Source organism: Marinifilum fragile (genome assembly GCF_963677365.1).
GTDB lineage: Bacteria > Bacteroidota > Bacteroidia > Bacteroidales > Marinifilaceae > Marinifilum > Marinifilum fragile.
The window spans coordinates 3,103,392-3,128,315 of sequence record NZ_OY781962.1 but is presented as its reverse complement, the minus strand read 5'-3'; the positions used below and the strand labels follow the sequence as shown (position 1 = coordinate 3,128,315).

General features: G+C 35.2%; 19 protein-coding genes. 13 read left to right on the top strand and 6 right to left on the bottom strand.

Annotated elements, in window-relative coordinates:
- Window positions 1-9 precede the first annotated feature (9 nt).
- The 6 genes from ACKPCA_RS12415 to ACKPCA_RS12390 all read left to right on the top strand — a co-directional run bounded on the left by ACKPCA_RS12415 (window position 10) and on the right by ACKPCA_RS12390 (window position 6,883).
- Window positions 10-1,104 carry a TlpA disulfide reductase family protein gene (locus ACKPCA_RS12415; protein WP_054720824.1) on the top strand — a complete coding sequence of 365 codons (1,095 nt, stop codon included), beginning with the start codon at window positions 10-12 and terminating at the stop codon, window positions 1,102-1,104.
- A 209-nt stretch (window positions 1,105-1,313) separates the two neighbouring features.
- Window positions 1,314-2,186 carry a metal ABC transporter solute-binding protein, Zn/Mn family gene (locus ACKPCA_RS12410; RefSeq protein WP_321279373.1) on the top strand — a complete coding sequence of 291 codons (873 nt, stop codon included), beginning with the start codon at window positions 1,314-1,316 and terminating at the stop codon, window positions 2,184-2,186.
- Between the two features lie 15 nt (window positions 2,187-2,201).
- The gene (locus ACKPCA_RS12405; protein WP_054720829.1) at window positions 2,202-2,930 is read left to right on the top strand and encodes a metal ABC transporter ATP-binding protein; all 729 of its coding nucleotides are present in this window, start codon (window positions 2,202-2,204) and stop codon (window positions 2,928-2,930) included.
- Window positions 2,931-2,934: 4 nt separating this feature from the next.
- Complete coding sequence (locus ACKPCA_RS12400; protein WP_321279372.1) at window positions 2,935-3,789, top strand: metal ABC transporter permease; 855 nt, start codon at window positions 2,935-2,937, stop codon at window positions 3,787-3,789.
- A 91-nt stretch (window positions 3,790-3,880) separates the two neighbouring features.
- On the top strand, window positions 3,881-5,275 hold the full coding sequence (gene lpdA / locus ACKPCA_RS12395) for a dihydrolipoyl dehydrogenase (RefSeq protein WP_321279371.1): 1,395 nt from the start codon (window positions 3,881-3,883) through the stop codon (window positions 5,273-5,275).
- A 219-nt stretch (window positions 5,276-5,494) separates the two neighbouring features.
- Window positions 5,495-6,883 (top strand): C1 family peptidase, encoded by a 1,389-nt coding sequence (locus ACKPCA_RS12390; protein WP_321279370.1) that lies wholly within the window; start codon window positions 5,495-5,497, stop codon window positions 6,881-6,883.
- Window positions 6,884-7,147: 264 nt separating this feature from the next.
- On the opposite strand, the gene ACKPCA_RS12385 is transcribed toward ACKPCA_RS12390, so the two are convergent.
- Entirely contained in the window at window positions 7,148-7,606 is a 459-nt protein-coding gene (locus ACKPCA_RS12385) for a hypothetical protein (RefSeq protein ID WP_054720835.1), read from the bottom strand.
- A gap of 271 nt (window positions 7,607-7,877) precedes the next feature.
- On the opposite strand from ACKPCA_RS12385, the gene ACKPCA_RS12380 reads away from it, so the two are divergent.
- A complete protein-coding gene (locus ACKPCA_RS12380; RefSeq protein ID WP_054720837.1) occupies window positions 7,878-8,357 on the top strand; it encodes a Dps family protein in 480 nt (159 codons plus the stop codon).
- A 51-nt stretch (window positions 8,358-8,408) separates the two neighbouring features.
- Here ACKPCA_RS12380 and ACKPCA_RS12375 read toward each other — a convergent pair whose 3' ends face one another.
- On the bottom strand, window positions 8,409-9,026 hold the full coding sequence (locus ACKPCA_RS12375) for a DEAD/DEAH box helicase (RefSeq protein ID WP_321279369.1): 618 nt from the start codon (window positions 9,024-9,026) through the stop codon (window positions 8,409-8,411).
- 32 nt (window positions 9,027-9,058) lie between these two features.
- Window positions 9,059-10,909 (bottom strand): vWA domain-containing protein, encoded by a 1,851-nt coding sequence (locus tag ACKPCA_RS12370; RefSeq protein WP_321279368.1) that lies wholly within the window; start codon window positions 10,907-10,909, stop codon window positions 9,059-9,061.
- A 142-nt stretch (window positions 10,910-11,051) separates the two neighbouring features.
- On the opposite strand from ACKPCA_RS12370, the gene ACKPCA_RS12365 reads away from it, so the two are divergent.
- Both ACKPCA_RS12365 and ACKPCA_RS12360 read left to right on the top strand, forming a co-directional pair.
- Window positions 11,052-11,642: an RNA polymerase sigma factor gene (locus tag ACKPCA_RS12365; RefSeq protein ID WP_321279367.1), complete on the top strand. Its 591-nt coding sequence runs from the start codon at window positions 11,052-11,054 to the stop codon at window positions 11,640-11,642.
- Window positions 11,632-12,984, top strand: coding sequence for a carboxypeptidase-like regulatory domain-containing protein (locus ACKPCA_RS12360; protein ID WP_321279366.1), 1,353 nt, complete (start codon window positions 11,632-11,634; stop codon window positions 12,982-12,984). The genes ACKPCA_RS12365 and ACKPCA_RS12360 overlap by 11 nt, the downstream gene beginning before the upstream one ends.
- Here ACKPCA_RS12360 and ACKPCA_RS12355 read toward each other — a convergent pair whose 3' ends face one another.
- Window positions 12,985-13,857, bottom strand: a complete 873-nt coding sequence (locus ACKPCA_RS12355) for a DMT family transporter (protein WP_321279365.1) — start codon at window positions 13,855-13,857, stop codon at window positions 12,985-12,987.
- Window positions 13,858-14,225: 368 nt separating this feature from the next.
- Here ACKPCA_RS12355 and ACKPCA_RS12350 point away from each other — a divergent pair, with 368 nt between their 5' ends.
- Window positions 14,226-16,925 (top strand): TonB-dependent receptor, encoded by a 2,700-nt coding sequence (locus ACKPCA_RS12350; protein WP_321279364.1) that lies wholly within the window; start codon window positions 14,226-14,228, stop codon window positions 16,923-16,925.
- A 263-nt stretch (window positions 16,926-17,188) separates the two neighbouring features.
- On the opposite strand, the gene ACKPCA_RS12345 is transcribed toward ACKPCA_RS12350, so the two are convergent.
- Window positions 17,189-18,370, bottom strand: a complete 1,182-nt coding sequence (locus ACKPCA_RS12345; RefSeq protein WP_321279363.1) for a MalY/PatB family protein — start codon at window positions 18,368-18,370, stop codon at window positions 17,189-17,191.
- A gap of 115 nt (window positions 18,371-18,485) precedes the next feature.
- On the opposite strand from ACKPCA_RS12345, the gene ACKPCA_RS12340 reads away from it, so the two are divergent.
- Window positions 18,486-19,589, top strand: a complete 1,104-nt coding sequence (locus ACKPCA_RS12340; RefSeq protein ID WP_321279362.1) for a pyridoxal phosphate-dependent aminotransferase — start codon at window positions 18,486-18,488, stop codon at window positions 19,587-19,589.
- Between the two features lie 291 nt (window positions 19,590-19,880).
- On the opposite strand, the gene ACKPCA_RS12335 is transcribed toward ACKPCA_RS12340, so the two are convergent.
- Window positions 19,881-20,465: a hypothetical protein gene (locus ACKPCA_RS12335; RefSeq protein ID WP_321279361.1), complete on the bottom strand. Its 585-nt coding sequence runs from the start codon at window positions 20,463-20,465 to the stop codon at window positions 19,881-19,883.
- A gap of 449 nt (window positions 20,466-20,914) precedes the next feature.
- Here ACKPCA_RS12335 and ACKPCA_RS12330 point away from each other — a divergent pair, with 449 nt between their 5' ends.
- Window positions 20,915-21,907 (top strand): lytic transglycosylase domain-containing protein, encoded by a 993-nt coding sequence (locus tag ACKPCA_RS12330; RefSeq protein ID WP_321279360.1) that lies wholly within the window; start codon window positions 20,915-20,917, stop codon window positions 21,905-21,907.
- Between the two features lie 30 nt (window positions 21,908-21,937).
- A complete protein-coding gene (uvrA, locus tag ACKPCA_RS12325) occupies window positions 21,938-24,799 on the top strand; it encodes an excinuclease ABC subunit UvrA (protein WP_321279359.1) in 2,862 nt (953 codons plus the stop codon).
- Window positions 24,800-24,924 lie beyond the last annotated feature (125 nt).

The window sequence follows — 24,924 nt, the reverse complement described above, 5'->3', positions numbered from 1 at the left end:
ACCGTACACATGAAAAAGTTATTTATCGCCATAGCAGCGATTGGTTTATTTTTTACTTCTTGTAATCAAGGTGAACAATTTAAGCTAACTGGTAATATATCAGGACAATCAGAAGGTAAAGTATACCTTTCAAAAGTTCAGGATAATGAATTGGTAAAAATCGATTCGGCAGAATTAAAGGAAGGCGTTTTTGAATTTGTTGGAACTGTTGCTTCTCCTCAGAGATATTTTATTCAATTGGATGGTAAAAAAGAAGCAATTCAATTTTTTGTAGAAAATGCGAATATTGAAATTAGTGCTGATGCTGAGAAATTGGCTGAAGCTAAAGTGGTAGGTTCTGCAGAGCAAGATGTGTACGTAGCATATCAAGAATCACAAAAGGTTTTTAATGAAAAAAACATGAATCTGCGTAAAGAGTATATGGCTGCCAGAAATGCTCAAGATCAGGCAAAAATGGATTCTATCAGAGAGGTTGCAATGAAAATGGAAGAAGAAGTAGATGCTGTAACCGATGAATTTTTAAAGAATAATGCAACATCAGTTGTTTCTGGTTTTATTAAATACAGAATGACAGGAGGAATGGAGCTTGCAAAGATGGAAGAAATGTACAATGCAATGCCTGAAAATGTAAAAGCTTCTATTTATGGTGTTAAAATCAAAGATAAAATTGACTTATTAAATAGTGTAGCTGTTGGTAAAACTGCTCCTGATTTTACTTTGAATACTCCTGAAGATACTCCACTTAGTCTTTCTTCATTGAAAGGAAAAGTTGTTGTTATTGACTTCTGGGCATCATGGTGTGGTCCTTGTAGAAGAGAAAATCCACATATGGTTGAACTGTATAAGGAAGTTAACGAAAGAGGAGTTGAATTCTTGGGAGTTTCTTTAGATAAGGATAAAGACAAGTGGTTAAAAGCCATTGAAGATGACGGTTTGATTTGGAAGCATGTTTCTGACCTGAAATATTGGAATTCTGAAGCAGCTAAAATGTATGGAATTAGTGGTATTCCTGCTACAGTTCTTCTTGATCAAAATGGTGTAATTGTAGCTAAAAACTTAAGAAGTGCTGAATTGAAAGTAGAAATTGAAAAATTACTTCAATAGTATATTTAAGATATTAAGGTTGGCCCGATGGATTCTTTCTATCGGGCTTTTTGTTTGTAATAGGAATTTGACTAAATTCATTATTCTGAATCATGCAATAAAACAGCTATGCTTTGAGTCATTTTTAACGAGGATTTCAATTGTTGATTCGAAAAAATATTTACTTTTGTTATTTAAATCAGATCTAAATAAATTAATTCAATAAACAAATGAGATTTGTTAACATTCTTATTCTTTCCGTATTAATATTCGGAATATACTCTTGTCAAACAAAGCAAGCTAAAAAAACAGAAAATCAAATTTCGGTAAGTATTTTACCTCAGAAATATTTTGTGGAACGAATTGCTGGTAATGACTTTCAGGTTAATATTTTAATTCCTCCAGGAGGTAGTCCTGCAACCTACGAACCAACTCCTATGCAAATGGAACAGGTTGCAAAATCGGTTGCTTACTTTAAAATCGGACATATTCCTTTCGAAAATACCTGGATGAACAACATGATTGAAGCAGCAGGGGAAATAAAGGTTTACAATCTTTCCAAAGGCATTGAATTGATTCGTGGTCCTGAAGTTCAGCATGGCGACCATTTTCACGAGGGAGGTATTGATCCACATACTTGGTCTTCGCCAAAAGCAGTTATTCAAATTGTTCAAAACTTATACAAAGGTTTGGTGGAATTAGCTCCAGAGAAGAAAGAAGCCTATAAAAAGAATATGGATCAATTCCTTTCAGAATTGAAAATGTTGGATCAAGAATCAGAAGAAGTTTTTGCAGGAGCTAAGCACAAATCATTTATGATATTTCATCCGGCATTGACATATTTGGCTCGAGACTATGGTTTGAATCAAATTCCAATTGAATTACATGGCAAAGAACCTTCTCCAGCTCACATGCAAAATTTAATCGGTGAGGCTGGAAAACATGATATTAAGGTTGTCTTTATTCAAAAACAATTCAATAAAGAAAATGCTGAGGCCATTGCAAAGGAGATTAATGCTAAGGTAATTCAAATTGATCCTTTGAATGAAGATTGGATGGCTGAAATGAAAAGCATCGTCAATCACTTAAAAGGTGACGCTTAAATTCAAAAAACTAAGATGAACAAACTTCTGGAACTGAAATCCATAAATGCAGCCTACGACGACAAGTTGGTGTTGAAAGATGTCGACTTGGTAGTGAATCAGAATGATTTTGTTGGAATCATTGGGCCAAATGGAGGTGGTAAAACTACCTTACTCAAGGTGATTCTTGGCATTTTAAAGCCTGTAAGTGGAGAAATGTATGTGAATGGAAGCACGATTGGTTATTTACCTCAGATTAATCAAATTGATAAAAAATTTCCGATTTCTGTTCGAGATGTAGTTTTATCGGGTTTGATGGGGGTGAAAAAATTATTTGGAAGGTATAGTCCAGAGAATCGAAAGCGTGCAAATGAATTGATGGATCAAATGGGCATTCTTCATTTGAGAAATAAGAACATTGGCGAGCTTTCAGGCGGTCAGTTGCAAAGGGTATTTTTGTGCAGAGCAATTATTTCTGATCCCCAGCTGTTGATTTTAGATGAGCCAGATACCTATGTGGACAGTAATTTTGAAGGGGAATTGTATGATATTTTGGATCAATTGAATGATCACATCGCAATTATCATTGTATCGCACGATGTTGGAACCATTTGTTCGCACGTAAAAACCATTGCCTGTGTAAATCAAACACTGTGTTATCACGATTCCAATATCATATCACAAGAGCAGCTTAAAGCTTATAATTGTCCAATCGATTTAATTACTCACGGTGAAGTTCCGCATCGAGTACTAAAGCATCATTAGTAGTATGAACTCTATATTTGAATTATTTCAATATCAATTTTTTACCAATGCGGTATTTGCTGCAATAATGGCCAGCATTACTTGTGGGATTATTGGATCATATATCGTTTCGCGTCGCATTGTGTTTATTAGTGGTGGAATTACCCATGCATCTTTTGGAGGAATTGGAATTGCTTGGTATATGGGATTGAACCCAATATTGGGAGCTGCCCTGTTTGGTGTTTTATCAGCTTTTGGGATTGAATGGTTGTCAAAAAAAACTGATGTGAGACAGGACTCTGTTATTGGAATTCTGTGGGCATTGGGAATGGCATTGGGAATTATATTTATATACATGACTCCTGGTTATGCCCCTAATTTGATGAGCTTTCTGTTTGGAAATATACTAACTGTTGGTAGTTTGGACTTATGGCTTTTGTTGGGTTTAAGCATTTTAACGATTCTTATTTTTGCAATGTTTCTGAAACCGATTTTGTATGTAGCCTTTGATGAAGAATTTGCTAAAACACAGCGTATTCCGGTTCACTTTATCAGTTACCTGATGATTGCCTTGGTAGCTTTGGCAATTGTTTTGAACATACGTGTGGTAGGAATTATTCTGGTAATTTCATTCCTAACCATTCCACAAACTATTGCCAATATGTTTACGAAGGACTTTAAGAGAATGATTTTTGGATCAATCGGATTTGGCTTATTAGGTTCTTTCATTGGTTTATTGGTGTCGTATAAAATTAATGCCCCTTCGGGAGCAACCATTATATTTTCATTTGTAATTTTATTTGTGATTGCCAAATTGGTGCAGTTGTCAATGATTGCAATAAGAAGGAAAGAAGGAATTAAAGGAGAAAAAATAGGATAGAAGAAATTTTCTATCAATAAATTAATATATAAAAGTATCTGTATTAAATTAGCAGAGCGAAATTTGTACTAACATAAACAACAAAATAAAAATGAGTTACGATTTAATAGTAGTAGGAAGTGGTCCTGGTGGATACGTAGCTGCCATTCGTGCTTCACAATTGGGAATGAAAGTAGCAGTTGTAGAACGTGCTGAACTGGGTGGTATTTGTTTGAACTGGGGATGTATCCCTACAAAATCTTTGTTGAAATCGGCACAAGTTTTTGAATACATGAAACATGCAGGTGATTATGGATTATCTGTTGATGGTGATGTAAAAGCTGATTTTGAAAAGGTTGTTGCTCGTAGTCGCGGTGTGGCAGAAAAGATGAGTGGTGGTATTCAGTATCTTTTCAAAAAGAATAAAATTGAAGTTCTAAATGGTTTCGGAAAGCTAATTGGTAACAAGCAAGTTGAAGTTTCAGCTGAAGATGGTACCAAAACTACTTACGAAGCAAAGCATATTATTTTGGCAACAGGTGCTCGTTCGCGCGAATTGCCAAATCTTCCACAGGATGGAAAAAGAATCATTGGTTACAGAAAGGCATTGACGCTTGAGAAATTGCCTAAGTCGATGATTGTAGTTGGATCTGGTGCTATTGGATCTGAGTTTGCTTACTTTTATTCAACAATGGGAACAAATGTGACTTTGGTAGAGTTCATGCCAAACATTCTTCCTGTTGAAGACGAAGAGGTATCGAAGCAAATGGGACGTTCATTCAAGAAGAATAAGATTAAGGTGATGACTCACTCTACTGTGGAATCGGTGGAAGGTGAAGAAGGAAACCTTAAGGTGAACATCAAGAACAAGAAAGGCGAGATGGAAGTTCACGAGTGTGAAGTTGTTCTTTCTGCAGTAGGTATTACTCCAAATACTGAAGGTATTGGTCTTGAAGAAGTAGGTGTAGCAACTGAAAACGGTCGTGTGATTGTAGATGATTTCTACCGCACAAATGTTGAAGGTGTTTACGCCATTGGTGATATCGTGAAAGGTCCTGCTTTGGCACACGTTGCTTCTGCTGAAGGGATTACTTGTGTTGAGAAAATTGCAGGTATGAAGGTTGAGCCTATCGATTATACTACCATTCCTGGATGTACTTACACAGTTCCTGAAGTAGCTTCAATGGGTATGACAGAACAAGCAGCTAAAGATGCTGGTCATGAAGTGAAGATTGGTAAATTCCCATTTTCAGCTTCAGGTAAGGCAAGTGCAGCCGGTGCTAACGAAGGATTCGTAAAATTGGTATTCGATGCGAAATATGGCGAGTTGTTAGGTGCTCATATGGTTGGTGCCAATGTTACTGAAATGATTGCTGAATTGATCGTTGCTCGTAAGCTAGAAACTACAGGTCACGAATTGATTAAAGCAATTCACCCTCACCCAACCATGTCGGAGGCAGTTATGGAAGCTGCAGCTGCTGCTTACGATGAGGTGATTCATATCTAAGGAGAAAGGAAAAAGTATCAAGTTTCAGGAATTTGAACTTTTCTTAAAAGAATATCCCTGAAAAGGGAAAATAGAAACAGCCCGGGGTTTTGCCTCGGGTTTTTTATTTGAAAAATTTAAACTTTAAATGACTTACCTGTTCTACAACTTTCTTGATTCCTATTTTAATTTTTAAGTTTGTGTCAACAATTTAACAACCTACAAAAACAAACAGTACAGATGAGAAAGTTATTATTGGTTCCTGCAATGCTTTTGGCATTAACAGGAGTATCACAAGCTCAGAAATCAGGATCTGTTGATGCAAAAACACTTGAAGAGATTCGTTCCAGCTTTAAGTTAGATGCAAATACACAAGCAATCCAAAACGCGATTACAAATACGGAAAGTATTAGAGAATTATCTTTGAACAGATCAAAAATTGGTAAAACCGATCATTACTTTAAATACAGAGTGGATGTAAAAGGAATTACCGATCAGGAAAGTTCAGGAAGATGTTGGATGTTTACTTCTATGAATACCATTCGTCCAAATGCGATGAAGAAATTCAATTTGAATGCATTCGATTTTTCTCACAACTATAACTATTTCTGGGATTTGTTTGAGAAATCAAACTTGTTCCTTGAAAATATTATTGCAACTTCCGATCGTGATATGGATGATCGTGAGGTTGTAACTTATTTTAAATCTCCTGTTGGTGATGGTGGAGTATGGAACTCATTCTACAATGTAGCTAAAAAGTATGGTGTAGTTCCAGCTGAGATTATGCCAGAAACAAAAGTAAGTAACAAAACTCGCGAAATTGGTAGTTTATTGAATGAAAAATTAAGAGGCGAAGGTTACAAATTAAGAATGTTGGCAGCAGAAAAGGCATCAGCAAAGAAATTGGAAGCTGCTAAGGTAGAATCTTTAAAGTCTATTTACAGAATGCTTGCTTTAGGTTTAGGTGAGCCGCCAGTAGAATTCGAATGGAGATTTAAAGATTCAGAAGGCAATATCAGCGAAAGCAAAACTTACACTCCTCAGCAATTTTTAGAAGAAGTTGCTCCAGGATATGCTAACATTGAAATGGTAATGATCATGAACGATCCTACTCGTGAGTATTACAAAGTTTATGAAATCAAGAATTACAGAAATGTTTCGGAAGGTGTTAACTGGACTTACTTGAACTTGCCAAATGAAGACATCAAGAAGTTTGCAATGGCTTCTATCAAGAATAATGAGGCAATGTATGCATCATGTGATGTAGGAAAACAGCACAACCGCAAAACAGGTGTAATGGATGTAAATACTTACGATTACGCTTCATTGTTGGGAGTTGAGTTCGATATGGACAAAAAAGCTAGAATCTTAACTCGTCAGTCTGGTTCTTCACACGCCATGGCCTTGGTTGGTGTTGATGTTGATGAAAACGAAAAGCCAGTAAAATGGGAATTCGAGAACTCTTGGGGATCAGGTTCTGGTCACAATGGTTACATCACTTTCACTGATGCATGGTTCGATGCTTATATGTTCCGTGTGGTAATCAACAAGAAGTACTTAGATGATAAAGCTAAAAAGGCTTCAGAAAGCAAACCAGTACAATTGCCAGTTTGGGATTATATGTTCTAAACCTTAACTGTAAGATATTTAAAAGGATGTTTTCATTGAAAGCATCCTTTTTTTGTACTTTATTGAATATTGTAATTTGAATGATAGGATATGAAAACCTGAATTGGTTCAGCGGGTCATTTTTCCAAAAAAGAAGTTCCTGAATTGGTTCAGCAGGTCGTTTTCTCAAAAAAGAAGTTCCTGAATTGATTCAGGATGTCATTTCTTCAAAAAAGAAAAGCCCCGAACATCGTTCGAGGCTTAACTGTAAATATATCTTTGAAATTATTGCTTTAATTTCTTGAATATAAAACGAGTAATAAAGATACCTTTACCATCGCCTTTACCACTATCACTTTCTACACCACTGGTAACAAAAGCCAATTCGTAACCTTGTTCAACCAAATTGTTGATTTTTGATGAGATCAATGCATCGTTAGAAGCAATGTTTTGGAAATTGATACCTGCAATACTATAGAAGTTCAATAGTTTTGTTTCTGCAAACAAACTTACTTTGGCATCAGATCTTTTTACATCTTTCTGATTGCTTTTTTTACCATCTGTTCTTTCTGTGGTAAATGCATTTGCATCAATTGGAGACTTTTCTTCGATAATTCTAGAACGACCAATACCCATTGGTACGATAGATTCTATCGTAGTGATTACTTTGTACTCGTAAGATTGAGCATTAGCATCGATAAAAAGCCCACAGGCAATAATGAAAAGTAAAACTAATTTTTTCATACTTGGTAATTAATTTACTGGTTTATAAATATTAGTAGGTTTTTGAAGATCACTAAACTATAAAAAATATTTAGATAATGTCATTACTAAACAAAATTTTTCATCATGCTAATTGATGTATTTATCGAATTTTCATGAGCATGATGAGAGAGGCACATGTTTTTGCTTATCAAGTATAAGTTAATCTTATGGATGTATAAGATCATCTTATTTTCAATTATAGATATTTGTATCAAGAAAATGACAAATCAATAATTAAAAAATAAAAATCATGAAAAATCTAAAAGAGAATCAAGCAACAGTTGAGTTAACAGCAAACGAAAGAGAAGTTGAGCAATTACAAATTTTATTGGCAAACTACCAATTGTATTATCAAAATTTAAGAAACTTTCACTGGAATGTGAGGGGGCGTGCTTTCTTCGAATTGCATGCAAAATTTGAAGAGTTGTATACCGATGCAAGTGATAAAGTTGATGAAATTGCTGAACGTATCTTGACCTTGGATGGTCATCCGTTGGGAAACTACTCTGATTATGTGGCTATTTCAAGCATTCAGGAAGCAAACTCCAATACAAGCGGAGAGGAAATGGTTCAACAGGTTGTGGATTCGCATGAAGTGTTGATCGAAAAAGTTAGAAATGTAATTGCGGAAGCAAATGAGAATGAAGATGAGGGAACTTTGGATATATTGCCAGCTTATATTTCGTACCTAGAGAAGATTAGTTGGATGCTTAAAGCATATCTGAAGTAATTTAAATATTTATAGTATAAGGAAGCCTCCAAATTTGGAGGCTTTTATTTTTTATTCGTTCTCAATATCCAGTATTAGTGGAAAATTCATGTTTTCATCCATAAACTTATCCATTTGAATCGTAAATCTTTCACAGAAAACAATACGTTGAGATTTTGGAATATATGGAGACAATCTGTTGATTTCAGACAAAATCTGATCTCTCATAATTAGTTCGGCATCATCAATGATGAACATTTTTAAATTGTTCAGGTTAATTCCGCTAAAAGAATATAACTCATTTAATTTTTTAGCCGTTGCAATTACAACATCCGAACCAGCATATATCTTATCTCTTAAATCGTGAAGATTACCAGCATCTCCTTCGCAAAAAACTCTTAAATCAGTATTTTGTGCCAAAGCTTCAAACTGTTCTTTCATCTCAATGGATTTTTCTCTGCTCGAGACAACAATTAAAGCTCTTGGTACATCTTCGAATTCCGATTTCAGCTGTTGAATTACACTGATTACAATAGTAGACGACTTACCACTTTTTTCATCGGCACGAATCATTAAATCAACACCGCTTTTTATTTTTGAAATACTCTGTTTTTGAACTTTTCTTGGTGTTTCGAAGCCATATTGTTCTAAGGCTTCCAATAAATGTTGATCTAATTTTTTTAAGAACATCTTTTTTTGCTTTTTGTTTGAATGTCGCAAATTTACAAATGTTTTGCCAATTTCATTAATCTGATAAATTCTCCTCGATATCCTTCTTCATCTTTACCTTTTGAATTTTGAGCCAAATCAATTAGCATTTCGTAATTACAGTTTCCTTTGTGTTTGGATTCGCGAAGGAGTAAACCAAAACCAGCAACAGCAGCAGAGAACTGGAAGTTTTCAGAAAGAGATTGTTTAGCTTGTATATTCATAGGAATTTCTTCAGTAATTAAGATGCTTTTTCTTCCTTCAGGATTTTTATATCTGAATTTCACACTTGCAATTTCATCTTTTGAAAGAGCTTTGGCATTTAATTTTGTATCCTGATATTTCAGATTTTGATCCTTCTTTTTCTTTTTTGCCAGTTTAATCTCGTAAAGTGCAGTTACATTGTGTCCCGAGCCAAGTTCACCTGCATCCTTTTTGTCATCATCAAAATCTTCCTTGTTTAGCATTCTGTTTTCGTAACCAATTAATCGGTACTCTTCTACAATTGCCGGGTTAAACTCAATTTGTATTTTTACATCTTTGGCAATGGTGTGAAGAGTTCCTCCAAATTCGTTTACCAGAACTTTTTTGGCTTCCAATATGTTATCGATATAGGAGTAATTGCCATTTCCTTTGTCCGCAATGATTTCCATTTTATCATCTTTGTAATTTCCCATACCAAATCCCAATACAGATATGAATACGCCATTATCGCGTTCTTTTTCAATTAATCTTTCCATCTCGGCATTGCTCGAAATACCAACATTAAAATCTCCATCGGTAGCAAGTATGATTCTGTTATTTCCACCATCTATGAAATTTTCACGAGCAGTTTTGTAAGCCAATTTTAATCCTTCAGCACCAGCTGTTGAACCTCCTGCATTTAATTTATTTAGTGCATTTAGGATTTCTTCTTTTTTGTTCCCGTTGGTGGATGGTAAAACCAAACCAGAGCTGCCGGCATATACTACAATAGCAACTTTATCTTCGGGACGCAATTGATTTACCAAAAGTTTAAAAGCTTTCTTTAATAAAGGCAGTTTGTTTTGTGAATTCATCGATCCGGATACATCTAGCAAGAACACAAGGTTTGATGCTGGAAGGTTATCTGTTTCAATTTTTTTCCCTTGCAATCCAATATGTAGTAGTAGGTTATCATTGTTCCAAGGGCATCGTGCTATTTCGTGATGAATGGCAAAGGGATGCTCACCAGTAGGTTGCTCGTAATTGTAATTGAAGTAATTGATCATTTCTTCAATTCGTACTGCATCAATTGGAGGTTTTTCTCCATTGGTAAGAAACCTACGAACATTGCTATAAGATGCTGCATCAACATCAATGGAAAAAGTTGAAACCGGACTTTCTACTGCATTTTTGTAGTTGTTTTCATTAATTGTAGAGTATCCTTCGGTATTGTAGGTCATATCTGGCATCATTTCGTATTGACAAAAAGCCATTGTATTTCTTTTTTCTCTTCTTGAGCTTTTTCCGCGAATTCTAATACCAGCAACACTACTAGAGAAGCTTTTCTTTGTCTTTTTTCCATACCCAACAACAATTACTTCATCTACGCTAATTTGTTCTGCTTGCATGATAACATTTATTACTGTTTGGTCTTTCACCTCAATCTCCTGTGTCATCAAGCCAACAAAAGAATAAATTAAAATATCACCTTTTTCAACTTCAATTGTATACTGACCATCAAAATTGGTTGAAGTTCCATTGGTTGTACCTTTTATTACTATACTCACTCCAGGTATTGCAAGATTTGATTCATCTGTAACAACACCACTTATGGTTTTTGCTGAAAGGGTAGTAGAAATAAGAATTCCTAGCAATCCCAATAATAAATTTAAAGCTTTCATAATTCTATTTTTTTAATGATTACTGTTCGTCTTTGTCATTAGGATGCAAGGCAAGAATAAATTCCATAAAAAATTTTCATCTTTTTTCTGAAATGGTTAACTAGCATAAGAATTAAAGCTGATAATTAACACAGATAGATTAATGTTTCGGTCTAAAAGAAATCCTGATAAACTTTCTGATCAAGAGTTGCTGGAATCATATATTGATTCTGGCGATTTGGAAGAATTGGGTGTGCTTTATTCACGATATATGCATTTGGTTTATGGTGTATGTTTAAAATATCTGCATGACAGAGAAAAATCGAAGGATGCAGTAAATGCTATTTTTGAACACTTGATATCAGAAATCCCTAAATTTGAGATAAAGAGTTTTAAACCGTGGCTGTATGTGGTTTGTAAAAACTATTGTCTGATGCAATTAAGGAAACAAAAATCCCGGAAAAATCAGGCAGACAAATTTTTACAGTTGCAATTTGTGGAATCTATTACTTATCTGCATCCTATTGATGAGACACCGGATTTAAATCTGGAACAAAATCTGAAAAGGTGCATTGATAGGTTAAAGGAAGAGCAGCAAAAGAGTATTTTGTTGTTTTACTATGAAGAGAAATGTTATCAAGAGATATCGAAACAATTGAAATATCCGGTAAACAAAGTGAAAAGCTATATACAAAACGGAAAAAGGAACTTGAAGATTTGCATGGAAGAATTTGCCAAACAAAATGAAGTCTAAGTTAAGATTGACATATGAACGATTTTTAGTCTATTTCGGTAATAAAATGACCGGAAAGGAAGAGCATGCTTTTGAAAAATCTGTAATGATGGATGATTTCGAAAGTGATGCTTATGATGGCTTGTCTAAACTTAGTTCATTGGAGATGGAGCAAGATTTGGAAGAATTGAAACTGAGTTTGGAAAGTAGGGTAAATTCCAAGCAAAAGAAAAGATTGATTTGGGTGCCTTATGCAGCAAGCATTATAGTTATTCTTGGGTTGAGCTTTATTTTGTATTTCATTAATCAAACCCCAAGAGTAAATGAATTGGTTAGTCAGGATATTGAACAAGCTACACCAAAGCAAAAGAATGAGAGTATCCCGATCATAAAAGAGGATAATCTTAAAATTAAGGCAGATCAGCAAATAGAAGAGTTAGACGAAGTTGAACTTGTAGAAGAAAAAGGAATTGAAGTTGCCGATCTTGAAATTCAAATAACAGATGAGGAAGAAGAACAGCAACTTGCACAGGAAATAAAAGATGAGGAGATAGAAAAGAGTGAACCAATTCTTAAGGCTCTAAAAGTTAAGGAAAATCAACCTTCAAGAATTGTTAGCAATAAAGTTGAAAAAGCTCTATCTGGCAGAGTAGCAGGTGTGGCTGCTAACAAAAGGGATTCAGGAGTTAGAATCAGAGGGTTTGCAACAATTGCTAATGATGAAAATGCAAGGAAAATTTCCGGACTTGTAGTTGATAAAGAAAAAATACCAATTCCTGGTGTAATGATTGTTGTGAATGGAACAACGAAGGGAACCATGACTGATTTAGATGGGAAATTTGTAATGAATCTTGCGGATACCAATTCCAACTACAAACTGACAGCTTCTTTTGTTGGTTTTGAAACCAAAGAAGTGGACATTGCTGATTCTTTGTTGGTTGTTTTGGAGCAGGATGCTGTTGAGATGAATGAAGTAGTAGTTACAGCCTACGGATCTGAAAAGGAAAAAGCTTATGCACCAGGATCTGTATCTGAAGTTAAAATGGATGAACCAATTAAATCTTGGAATAAAGCAAAGCCTTCTCGATCGAAGAGTATTTCGATATACAAAGAGAATATAGTTTCAAGTCTAAAATCAGAATTTAAAACTGAATTAACAGGTAAATATAAATTTAAAGTTTCTTTTATCGTGTATAGTTCAGGATCTATAGGGGATGTTAAAATTAAAGGCGACAATAACCTGAATCTAAACGAAAAAATTAAAGAATTAATTAATAATGGAGAAAAATGGATTCCAGCAGAATCCAATGAATCTCCTACTGATTCAAAAGTTCGATTTACTCTTCGTGTAGACTTTGATTAATTACTTTTTATTGATTAAGTAAACTCCTAACAAAATTCCAGACATGTATGTAAGATGGAGAAGTGTAATATTCTCTCCATCAACTACTCCCCAGAAAATTGCAAATATGGGAATGATATAAGTAACGGAAGAGGCATATACGGCAGAAATATGTCTGATTAAGCTATTCATTAATAACATTGCCATTGCGGTGCCAATAATTCCTAGCGCAGCCAAAGCAAGAAAATGAAGTGCCCAATTGGGAGTAGCAAATACAGGCTGAAAATCTGTTGTTAAAAGATAAATTAAAGCTGCTGGACCCGTAAAGAAAAATGAAAGAGATGTAATCTGAACTCCTGATAAATGTGAAAGTTTGGCTTTGATTGTATTGATATTGATACCATAAAATGATGTAGCAAGTACAATTAATAAGGCATAACTATTTATACTACCAAAGTTCAATTCTTTGCCAGAAGTTATCAGACCAAGAGCTCCAATAAGGCCGACTACTAATCCTATTGTTTGCAACCATTTAAATTTGGTTTTAAAAAATAAAATTCCAACCAAGAGCGTAAAAAGTGGGGTTAATGAATTTAGCATTCCTGCCAGTGCACTGTCTATTTGAGTTTGTGCCTTCGTAAATAAAAATGCAGGTATAAAACTACCTACAAATCCTGCCACAAGTAAACTTGGTAAGTCTTTTCTCTGAAGAAATTTTAAGTTCTTAATTGAATATGGAAGCAGTACAAGTGAAGCCAATAGCATTCGAATTCCGGCAGCTTGTTCGCTGCTAAAACTCTTCAAGCCTATTTTCATTAGTATAAATGAACTTCCCCACACAAAAGCCAAAAGAATAAGAATACTAATTTGAAACCAAGGTTTTTTCCAGTGCATGTTGTTAAGATTTAGGAACTTCAAAAATACGCTAATTTATTAGGTGACCAAATATTGATTGAATGGGCTGGTTTCTGGAAATTTTAAAGTTATGATTTGTCGCATTATGGGCATTTTGAATTAAATCTTTTTTTTTGATTGATGAAAAAATTGACATCGAATTAACCGTTTACCGAAGTTTTTAACTGGATGATAATATAGCCTTAATATTCTGATAAAGCTTATCTTATGAAGCTTTGCTAAGCTTGCAGTGTGGAATTTAACTGGTGATAATTAAGATTGATTTTTAATTGTAAGTGGCTTAACTTCTATCTTTTATAAACTAATTGTTTTATTACTTGAAATTTATTACTCTAAAATTTAATTCAATGAAAATTTTACAAAGATTGCTTTTTGTAATCGTAATGATTGTCTTTTCAGGCTTTACGTTTGCACAAACAACAATCACGGGTGTGGTACTTGATGCTCAAACAAAATTAGCACTACCCGGAGCTAATGTTGTAGTGAAAGGAACTACGCAAGGAACAACTACCGATATCAACGGTAAGTTTACTCTAAATGTGGAACAGTCTACAGGTCAATTGGTAATTTCATTTATCGGTTATGAGTCTATGACTATGGCATATAATGTCAATCAATCTTCCAACTTAGGCGAAATTCTTTTAGGACAAGATTCAGAAACCTTGGCAGATATAGTTGTAGTGGGGTATGGTGTAACCGATATTGCAAAGGATAGGCAGACTCCTGTTGCTGTCACTACTATTAAAACAGATGAAATTGTTGAAAAAGTAGGTAATCAGGAATTCCCAGAGGTGATGAAAACTGTACCTTCTGTTTTCGTTGTTAAAGGTGGCGGTTATGGCGATGCTGAAATGACTGTTCGTGGGTTCGAACAGAAAAATACAGCAGTTCTAATCAACGGTCAGCCTGTTAACGATATGGAGTGGGGTGGTATTTACTGGTCAAATTGGTCTGGTTTGCAAGATATCGCTTCAGCTGTTCAGGTTCAAAGAGGATTAGGTTCTTCAAAATTAGCTATTTCTTCGGTTGGAGGTACTGTAAATATTGTTACCAAGGCAACAGAAAGAGAAGCTGGTGGATTTGTTAAATCTTCATTTGGTAACGATGGATACCAAAAATATACAGCTGCTTACTCAACTGGTTTGAATGAAAAAGGTTGGGGAGCAACAGTTCTTCTTTCACACTGGCAGGGCGATGGTTATATGGATGCAACAGAGGGTAAGGGACAAACTTACTTCTTCTCTCTTGGGTACAAACCTTCGGAACAGCATCAATTCAACTTCATGATTACAGGAGCTCCACAGTGGCACCATCAGGATTATCAAGAGAGGATTTCTACTTACCAAAAATATGGTATGAAGTATAACTCTAACTGGGGATACAAGAATGGTAAAGTATTCAACTTTTCAAGAAACTTTTATCACAAACCAGTAACCAACTTCAACTGGGATTGGAATATTAATGAGAAAACATCTTTATCAACCGTTGGTTATGCATCGTGGGGACTTGGTGGGGGAACAGGAACTTTAGGTACACCTCATTACTTATTACCAGATGATGAGAATGGTTTGATTAGAGTAGATGATCTGATTAAGGCTAACTCTGGACAAACAGTTGATGGTTTTAATGCAGTTGGACCTTGGGATGGAAGTTCTTTGGATGGCAAGAATTCTTACTGGGATGGCAAGCGTGTTGTAACTGAAAGAGATGGAGGAACAATCCGTCGTGCTTCTATGAATTCACATAGCTGGTATGGATTGGTGTCTAATATTAACCACAAGTTTAATGAGAATTGGACGGCTGATTTTGGTATTGACTTAAGAACATATCGTGGTCTTCACTACCGTGTATTAACAGATCTTTTAGGTGCTGATGCATACTACGACAATACCGACGTGAATTCAGCAGGTAACTTTGTTACATTCACAGTTGATCCTAAACCTTGGGATATTAATAACTTTAAGAAAGCCACTAAGATTGACCGTAACTTTGATTCTAAGATCAAATGGACCGGTTTCTTTGGACAGCTAGAGTATACTAATACTATTGTTTCTGCTTTCGTTCAAGCATCGGCTTCCAATCAAAAGTACAAGAGATACGAGTATATGGAGATTCCTTCAAGTGAAAGAGAATCTAGTTGGGAAAATAAATGGGGCTACAATATCAAAGGAGGTATGAACTGGAACATTGATGAAAAACACAATGTGTATTTCAATACAGGTTACTACTCAAGACAGCCATTCTTCTCTGATGCTTTCCCAAATAGTTACACCGAATTTGCCAATGTTTACAATGATCTTGATAATGAAGGCATTTTTGGTTTAGAATTTGGATATGGTTTTAAAACCCAATATTTCACGGCTAAAGTGAATGCTTATAGAACTCAATGGAAAGATCGTTTTAACCGATTTTCAGATTCGAACAGAAACTTTGCCAGAGCATTGTTAGATCAATTGCACAAAGGGGTAGAATTGGAATTTGTTGCTCGTCCAACTACAAACTTGAAGGTGTTTGGTTTATTATCATACGGAGACTGGAAATATCAGAATAACAGCGTAGGTTTAACTTATGATGAGTTAGGGAATCCTCTTGATGATGATGGTGATGGAAAGCAAGATGAAACCATGCTTTATTTAAAAGATGTAGAAGTAGGTGGAGCTCCACAATTTAGTTCTCGTTTAGGTGCTGATTACAAAATTACTCAGGGACTTTCTGTTGATGCAGATTGGTATTTCTATGATAAGATGTTCGCATATGTAGATCCAGAAGATTATGACACTGAAGGTTCAAAAAACTTAGAGTATCCTAATTACAGTTTATTTGATGCTGGAGTTTCTTACAAATGGTATTTTGAAGGTGGACAATCGCTTCGTTTTCGTTTTAATGTGAACAATCTTTTCGATACTGAATATATCTCAAGAGGTTATTCTGCAAGACAAACAAGCGATGATCCTAGTGTAGATACCTACAAAGGAGTGCGTGTTGACAATACAGTAGAATTTGGTTTTGGAAGAACTTGGAATGCAAGTCTTACCTTTAAATTCTAAAAAAAATCTCACATCAGTACCTTGGAGAAGGATAGGTTAGTAATTATCTATTTATAACTGATGGGTCACCGGGGGAAGCTCCGGTGATTTTTAATATACAAAAACCCCGGGAATAGTAAACCCGGGGTTTTTCGTGTGTATAACAGACTATCGTTGTTTTTTGCAGAAAATCAACTTTAATTGATAATCATTAGGGTGATTTCCGATTCTGTTTAATCTTCTATCTATTTATTCCTCAAAAACCGAAAAGGTAACCCTGATAATTAAAGTTTTTTTAATTGGGTTACGCTTTGTTGTAAAATGTTCAATCCTTTTGTTAACATAGACTTTGGACATCCGATATTGAATCTCATATAGCCATTTCCTTCTTTCCCAAAAGTAGTTCCCTTATTTAAGGCTAAACCTGATTCATTAATCAGAATCTGGTTGAATTTTTCTGAGTCAATATTCAGAGCTCTACAATCTAACCATAACAAATAAGTAGCCTCCGGTGTAACCAATTTAATTTCTGGAATATTTTCTTCAAGAAATTCTCGAACGTAATCTACATTGGATTGTAGATATTTCATAAGCTGATCCAACCATTCAGCTCCATGTTCATACCCGGCTTGCATGGCAATATGTCCAAACAAATTACCAGAGTCCAGGTGCATGGCACAAAGCAGCTTTTCGTAAGTTTTTTTCAATTCCTGATTAGGAATAATAATTACGGAACTTGCTAAACCGGCTACATTAAAAGTTTTTGAAGGAGCAATGCAAGTAATAGTTCTTTGGGCCAAATCCTCTGATAAAGAGGCAAGAGGTATGTGTTTGTGATTCTTGTAAATTAAATCCTGATGAATTTCATCGGATATGATAAGGAAATCATATTTTTTTGCGATTTCTCCTAGTTGAAGAAGCTCATCTTTTGTCCATACTCTTCCTACCGGATTATGAGGATTGCTAATAATTATGGCTTTTAAACCATCTTTGGCAAGTTGTTCCAAATGCTCAAAATCCATTTGGTAAGAATCTTCGGTTCTAATTAATGGGTTATGAACCAAACTGCGCTCCGTATCATTTATAACATGAAAGAATGGATGATATACCGGTGGTTGAACAGCAATTTTATCTCCTTTTTCGGTCAGACTCATTAATAACAAGGATAGAGCAGTAACTACCCCAGGACTGGAGGAAATCCATTCCTCTTTCACTTCCCAGTCGTGACGGTTTTTAAGCCAGTTTTGTACACTTAAAATACAATCTTTACTACGGAATGAATATCCGTAAATTGCATGTTTGGCTCTTTTTAATATGGCATTTGAGATACAGTCCGGAACATTAAAATCGGTATCTGCTACCCAAAAAGGAAGCAAATCATCTTTCCCAAAATATTGTTCAAGCTTGTCGTATTTTACCGAGTTGGTATTTTTACGATCTATAATTTTATCAAAATTGTATTTCATTATTATTGATTTTTAGGAAAAGTTAAAGTATAAAAATTTATAGAGTCTTTAAAGCAGCTTTTAAAATTTGCGAATAATGTTTGGGTTGATTTATTTCGTAGAAAACTTCTAGGACATGAAAATCAGAAAGAGTGGTGCTAAATATTCTGCAATTGTTGGAATTGGCGAACGAATCAGAAAAATGAGTCAGGAAACCGGTAATGAGTTTTTGTTATTAAATCGGGGCGTGAACTCGGTTTGTAACATTGATTTAAATTCTGTTGTTGACGAATTGGATTTTAATTCGAATGAAATGCAGGTTTATCCTCCATCACAGGGAAGATCAGAGTTGAGGAATGCCATTAATCAGCATTACTTTGGGAATCAGTCATCGGTTGATAACATTGCCATAACCGGAGGAGGTATGTCAGCACTTGATTTGGTCTTCCAAACCATGCATGTGGACAAGGTGTGTTTGCCTGATTACTACTGGGGTTCATATGTTCAGGTAATGACGGTTAGAGGAATGGAATCTGAAACCTATACTGATTTTAATACTGTAATTGAAAATATAGATTCTTATAAGAACAGAGCAGTGATCATCTGTGATCCAAATAATCCTATTGGAAACAAACAGGCTGATGAAAATATTTATAAAACAGCCAAAATATTAAGCGATCATGGAGCAATTGTGATTATTGATTGTCCGTACAGAAGGATTTTTTGTGGAGAAGAAGACTTGTTTTTCCAGAATTTAAGTCAGTTGGAAAATGTAATCATTGTAGAAAGTTTTAGTAAATCTGTAGGCTTAAGCGGACAACGATTGGGTTTTGTGCATAGTACAAATAAAGAGTTTATGAATGAATTGGGAATTCGCCTAATGTATGCAACAAATGGGATAAATGCTTTCTCTCAATTAATGGTAGCCAAATTGCTAAGCTCTGATAAAGGACAGATTGTAATGAAAAGCTTTAAGGAGCGCACTTGCGAGGGAATAAAGAAGAATATAGAATTTTTGGAAAGCAAAGGCTTGTTGGCAAAAGAGTTTTATAAGGATTCAGAACCTATCGGAATATTCGTAATTGTTAACAAATCGGAAGAGGAGCTTCTTGAGGCACGAATAGGAAGTGTGTCATTAAGTTATTTTACAAGAAATAAGAAGGAGTTTGCTTCTCAGTTTGCAAGAATTTGTGTCTCTGTTCCACACGAAAAATTCAAAACTTATTTCGATAGGTTGTAGATTTCGAATAAGCTAATAGGTAGAGTTTATAAAAAATACTCAGCATATAAGAACTGAACGATATAGAAGAGTTGTAATGTTTAATTGTTGTAAATTAAATATTACAACTCTTTTTTTACCCATGAATCAGGAAGTTCGTATGGAGAAGCTTAGGGCAAGAAAATCAATAGGTTCTTATAATCGAAAGTAGCAAAAGGGAATGTGTAAGTAGGAAGAATAAAAGCGTAAGTAGAAAGAATGATTTTATAGAAGAAGGGAATTGAAATAATTCTTATTTCAAGCAGATTTACTTTATGGAAGTTCTTTACCCGATTCTGAAAGCAATTCAATCAAACCTGATCCATAAATGCCTAATTCCCAGTAATGACGATTGGTACAGCCAGATGGGCAATCGCCCCAGCCATAGCTATATATCAATTGAATGAAATCAGGATTGAAATAAATGATCTCTATATGAGATCCATCACCAATGCAGTTGGCAGCTTGGGCTTTCTTAATAAAGGTAAATTTTTTCAGTTCACTGGCTAAGGATTCCTGATTGATTCCTGTACCAGTATGAACCATATACTGTGTTTCTCTGATAGAATCCAACTGCAAATCATATTCGTTAATTAGCAAATCCAAACTTAAATTATCCGAGAAACCATAACTCTTCCAGGAATTAAAATTTTCATTTGTGGTATCTATTGAGATCCGTGTTTTGTGTAGTTTTTCAGGACACAAAGCATGCACATTGTATTTTCTGATATCCGAAGAAGCTGTTGAAATTGAATCAAGATAAACAGTTTGAAGAGCTGCTAAAATTGGTGCAAAATGATATTCTTTAAATTCTATTTCTGATAACTCTTCCATTTCCTGATTGGTATAAAAATCCATACAAATCAGCTTTGCATCATCTAATAAAATTTCAAAAATTGAATCTGAGACTCGGGAATCTTGAATTATTTGCGTAGGAAAATTTTCCGCCGTATCACTGTCACAGGCATAAAAAAGGTATACCCCGAATAGCAATATATACAGCATGTGGTTTTTCATACGATTAAAAATTAGGTGACTGGTTAGGTCATAAAATGATGATGTTTGGGTTGATGTTGAATAAATAACCCGACATTATTTAAACAACGAAACATTATTCATTTTGTTGTTTAAAGTTACAACCTTCAGGTGAGTAAGTAAAGAGCAAATTTTGAAATGTTTAGAAAAAATTAAATTTGAACTTGACGAACAGTTGAAATTTATTGGTGTAAAGATTTGTTAAAAGAAAACATTTCTTCTCTTAATCGAGTAGAATATTTTACATTTGACAATCTTAAAAACCAACAACCGTGAATACATATCGACCTTTAAAAAATACTATAGCTTTAATCATTGTTTCGGGGGCTGTTTATCTTACTGCCCAGCTATTTAATTACTCAACCGTAACCGACCGAGACAAAGATCCTGAAAATAGCGAATACATGAGTCGCTATAATGTATATGCATTAAAAACACCCGATAAATTAACTTTTGGTGATGAAATCGTTCCGATGAACAGGTGGGATGTAAAGGAGTCACTCGATAGGGAATTATTGGTGAATACCTATTGGCAATCTCAAACTTTATTGTTCTTAAAACGAGCCAATCGTTACTTTCCAATTGTTGAACCCATTTTAAAAGAACAGGGAGTTCCTGAAGATTTTAAATATTTGGCCTTAATCGAAAGTGGATTTGTGCCAACAATTAAATCACCGGCCGGGGCAGTTGGGGTTTGGCAGTTTATGAGTGGAACGGCCAAAGACTATGGTTTGGAGGTGTCAGCAGAAGTTGATGAACGATATAATATTGAGAAAGCGACTGTTGCGGCTTGTAAATATCTTAAAGATTCGTACAAAAAATATGGAAGCTGGACCTTGGTAGCGGCTTCATACAATGCTGGACGAAGATTTGTTGATAAGCAATTAAAGTTACAAGATGCAGGAGATTACTATGATTTGCTTTTGGGTGAAGAAACAGGAAGATATGTATTTAGGATTTTGGCCATTAAAATGATTATGGAGAATCCCATGGCATATGGTTTTAAATACCGCGAGTCGGATTTGTACCCAGAAATTCCAACTCGAAAAATTACAATTAAATCTCCTGTGAAGGATTTTGCCGTGTTTGCTAAGGAAAATGGAGTAAACTATAAGGTTTTAAAATACTTTAACCCATGGTTACGAAGAGAATACCTTACAAATAAATATAAAAAAGAGTACGAAATTACACTTCCTGCCAAAGGATATATTAATTTTGCATTTTCTGATTATAAAAACCCTGATGGTTCAGTGTCAGAGAAATAGATTGTTGGATTTGCAATAGGAGATTTAGATTTGAGTTCCAAAAAGAAGAAAGAAGTAAATGGTATAGAACAGCTCGAAACTGGAAGTGTTGATGTGTTTGGAGCAAGAGTTCATAACCTTAAAAATATAGATGTAAGTATTCCTCGTAACCAACTTTCGGTGATTACCGGATTAAGTGGTAGTGGAAAATCTTCATTGGCATTTGATACAATTTATGCTGAAGGTCAGCGTAGATATATCGAAACATTTTCTGCATATGCCAGACAATTTCTTGGTGGTATGGAACGTCCCGATGTGGATAAGATTACAGGCTTAAGTCCGGTAATTTCTATCGAGCAGAAAACAACCAACAAAAATCCACGCTCTACAGTAGGAACAATTACCGAATTGTATGATTTCCTTCGTCTGTTGTATGCAAGAGCCGGCGTTGCCTATTCTTATGAAACTGGCGAGAAAATGGTAAAGTATACCGATGAACAGATCATCAATTTGATTCACGAAAAATTTAGTGAGAAGAGAATTTATATTCTTGCACCTGTTGTAAAAGGGCGTAAAGGGCATTACAAAGAACTGTTCGAGCAAATTCGCAGAAAAGGATTTTTGTATGCCAGAGTGGACGGAGAAATTGTTGAATTGTTGCATGGTTTTAAGGTTGATCGTTATAAAAATCACGATATAGAAATACTAGTTGATAAACTGGTTGTTGAAGAAGTTGGAGATAAACGCCTGAAAGAGTCTGTACAAACCGCCATGAAACATGGTAAGGGTATTACTATGATATTGGATAAGGATACCGATGAGGTGAAGTATTACAGTCGCCTTTTGATGTGTCCATCTACTGGGATATCATACAATACTCCAGCGCCACATAGTTTTTCTTTCAACTCTCCTCATGGAGCTTGTCCAAAATGTAAAGGTCTCGGTCGAGTAAATGCGATTGATATGGAGAAAATTATTCCAGATCAAGCATTAAGCATTCGTGAAGGCGGGATTGTGCCTTTGGGCAAATACAAAAACAGTTTGATTTTTTGGCAGATAGAGGCCATTGGGCGAAAGTATGGTTTCGATATGAATACTCCAATTGAAGAAATTCCTGACGAAGCCCTAAGTATAATTCTAGATGGTTCCAGCGAAACATTTAAACTTGAAAATACTCCTTTGGGAGCATCGTCGAATTACTTTTTGAGTTTTGATGGTGTGATAAAGTATATCACAAATCAGGAAAGTAATGGAACTTCTAAGAAAGCCAAGAAATGGGCTGAACAATTTGTGAAAACAGATGCTTGTTCTGCTTGTGATGGAAAGCGATTGAAGAAAGAGGCTTTACATTTTAGAATTCATGATAAAAACATTGCTGAATTAGCCGAAATGGATCTTGGTTTATTGGGTGAGTGGTTTCAAGATTTGGAACAACACTTAAGTGATAAGCAGAGAAAGATTGCCATTGAAGTTTTAAAAGAAATCAGATCTCGTTTGGGATTTCTTTTGGATGTGGGGCTGGAATATCTTTCTCTTAACAGAAGTTCAGTAACACTTTCGGGAGGTGAATCGCAACGAATTCGCTTGGCAACACAAATTGGTTCACAGTTGGTTAATGTACTGTACATTTTGGATGAGCCAAGTATCGGTTTGCATCAGCGCGATAATGAAAGATTGATTCAATCCTTACAGCAATTAAGAGATTCAGGAAATTCTGTAATTGTGGTTGAGCACGATAAGGATATGATAAAATCTGCCGATTATGTGGTAGATATGGGACCTTTTGCAGGTAAACATGGAGGTGAAATTGTTGCCGCTGGTAATCCTGAAGAAATTGAAAAAGGAGATAGCTTAACGGCTCAATATCTGAATGGAGAGCGAAAAATTGAAGTACCATCAGAACGAAGAAAAGGAAAAGGGAAAAGTATTGATTTAAGAGGTTGTACAGGTAATAACCTGAAGAACGTTGATGTAAGTTTTCCACTTGGAAAGTTCATTTGTGTAACTGGAGTTTCGGGAAGTGGTAAATCGAGTTTGATTAATGGTACTTTGCAGCCAATTTTGTCGCAGCATTTTTACCGATCGGTAAAAGATCCTCTTCCATACGAAGATTTGGATGGAATTAAGAATATCGATAAGGTAGTGGAAGTAAACCAAGCTCCTCTTGGTAAAACTCCTCGCTCGAATCCAGCTACCTACACCAATGTTTTTGGCGATATTAGAAAGTTGTATGAGAAATTGCCTGAATCACAAATTCGAGGTTACAAAGCGGGTAGGTTTTCTTTCAATGTAAAAGGAGGAAGGTGTGAAACCTGCCAGGGAGCAGGAGTTCGTTCCATTGAAATGAATTTCTTGCCAGATGTGTATGTGCATTGCGATGAGTGTAATGGCAAGAGATACAATCGAGAAACTCTTGAGGTTCGATACAAAGGAAAATCAATTGGAGATGTGCTTGATATGACCATTAATCAGGCTGTGGATTTCTTTGAAAATATACCAGCAATTCTAATAAAATTGAAAGTTCTACAGGATGTCGGTCTGGGATATGTAACTCTTGGACAACCATCAACAACTTTATCTGGTGGTGAATCTCAACGTGTAAAACTGGCTACGGAATTGGCTAAAAGAGATACTGGGAAGACCATGTATATTTTGGATGAGCCAACAACAGGTCTGCACTTCGAGGATATCAGAGTATTATTAGACGTTCTAAATCGATTGGTTGATAAAGGCAATACAGTTATTGTGATTGAACACAATATGGATGTGATTAAAGTTGCCGACCATGTAATTGATATTGGTAAAGAAGGAGGTCGAAATGGAGGTGAAATTCTTTTTGAAGGCCCGCCAGAAGAATTGGCTGAATGTAAAGAGTCATTTACGGCTAGATTTTTAAAAGAAGAACTGCGATAAAATATATCAAATCCCCGCAAGGGGATTTTTTTTAACCCAAATTTCCAGGATTAAGAAAATTAAAGATTTTCAAAGAAGGCTGATATAGCATAATTATTATCTTTATACAACTGTTCTGAATGTAA

What these genes read in the sequence shown, in the direction of transcription:
- ACKPCA_RS12415 (WP_054720824.1), top strand. Translation starts at nt 10, where the DNA reads ATGAAAAAGTTATTTATCGCCATAGCAGCGATTGGTTTATTTTTTACT.
- ACKPCA_RS12410 (WP_321279373.1), top strand. Translation starts at nt 1,314, where the DNA reads ATGAGATTTGTTAACATTCTTATTCTTTCCGTATTAATATTCGGAATA.
- ACKPCA_RS12405 (WP_054720829.1), top strand. Translation starts at nt 2,202, where the DNA reads ATGAACAAACTTCTGGAACTGAAATCCATAAATGCAGCCTACGACGAC.
- ACKPCA_RS12400 (WP_321279372.1), top strand. Translation starts at nt 2,935, where the DNA reads ATGAACTCTATATTTGAATTATTTCAATATCAATTTTTTACCAATGCG.
- lpdA (WP_321279371.1), top strand. Translation starts at nt 3,881, where the DNA reads ATGAGTTACGATTTAATAGTAGTAGGAAGTGGTCCTGGTGGATACGTA.
- ACKPCA_RS12390 (WP_321279370.1), top strand. Translation starts at nt 5,495, where the DNA reads ATGAGAAAGTTATTATTGGTTCCTGCAATGCTTTTGGCATTAACAGGA.
- ACKPCA_RS12385 (WP_054720835.1), bottom strand. Translation starts at nt 7,606, where the DNA reads ATGAAAAAATTAGTTTTACTTTTCATTATTGCCTGTGGGCTTTTTATC.
- ACKPCA_RS12380 (WP_054720837.1), top strand. Translation starts at nt 7,878, where the DNA reads ATGAAAAATCTAAAAGAGAATCAAGCAACAGTTGAGTTAACAGCAAAC.
- ACKPCA_RS12375 (WP_321279369.1), bottom strand. Translation starts at nt 9,026, where the DNA reads ATGTTCTTAAAAAAATTAGATCAACATTTATTGGAAGCCTTAGAACAA.
- ACKPCA_RS12370 (WP_321279368.1), bottom strand. Translation starts at nt 10,909, where the DNA reads ATGAAAGCTTTAAATTTATTATTGGGATTGCTAGGAATTCTTATTTCT.
- ACKPCA_RS12365 (WP_321279367.1), top strand. Translation starts at nt 11,052, where the DNA reads ATGTTTCGGTCTAAAAGAAATCCTGATAAACTTTCTGATCAAGAGTTG.
- ACKPCA_RS12360 (WP_321279366.1), top strand. Translation starts at nt 11,632, where the DNA reads ATGAAGTCTAAGTTAAGATTGACATATGAACGATTTTTAGTCTATTTC.
- ACKPCA_RS12355 (WP_321279365.1), bottom strand. Translation starts at nt 13,857, where the DNA reads ATGCACTGGAAAAAACCTTGGTTTCAAATTAGTATTCTTATTCTTTTG.
- ACKPCA_RS12350 (WP_321279364.1), top strand. Translation starts at nt 14,226, where the DNA reads ATGAAAATTTTACAAAGATTGCTTTTTGTAATCGTAATGATTGTCTTT.
- ACKPCA_RS12345 (WP_321279363.1), bottom strand. Translation starts at nt 18,370, where the DNA reads ATGAAATACAATTTTGATAAAATTATAGATCGTAAAAATACCAACTCG.
- ACKPCA_RS12340 (WP_321279362.1), top strand. Translation starts at nt 18,486, where the DNA reads ATGAAAATCAGAAAGAGTGGTGCTAAATATTCTGCAATTGTTGGAATT.
- ACKPCA_RS12335 (WP_321279361.1), bottom strand. Translation starts at nt 20,465, where the DNA reads ATGGATTTTTATACCAATCAGGAAATGGAAGAGTTATCAGAAATAGAA.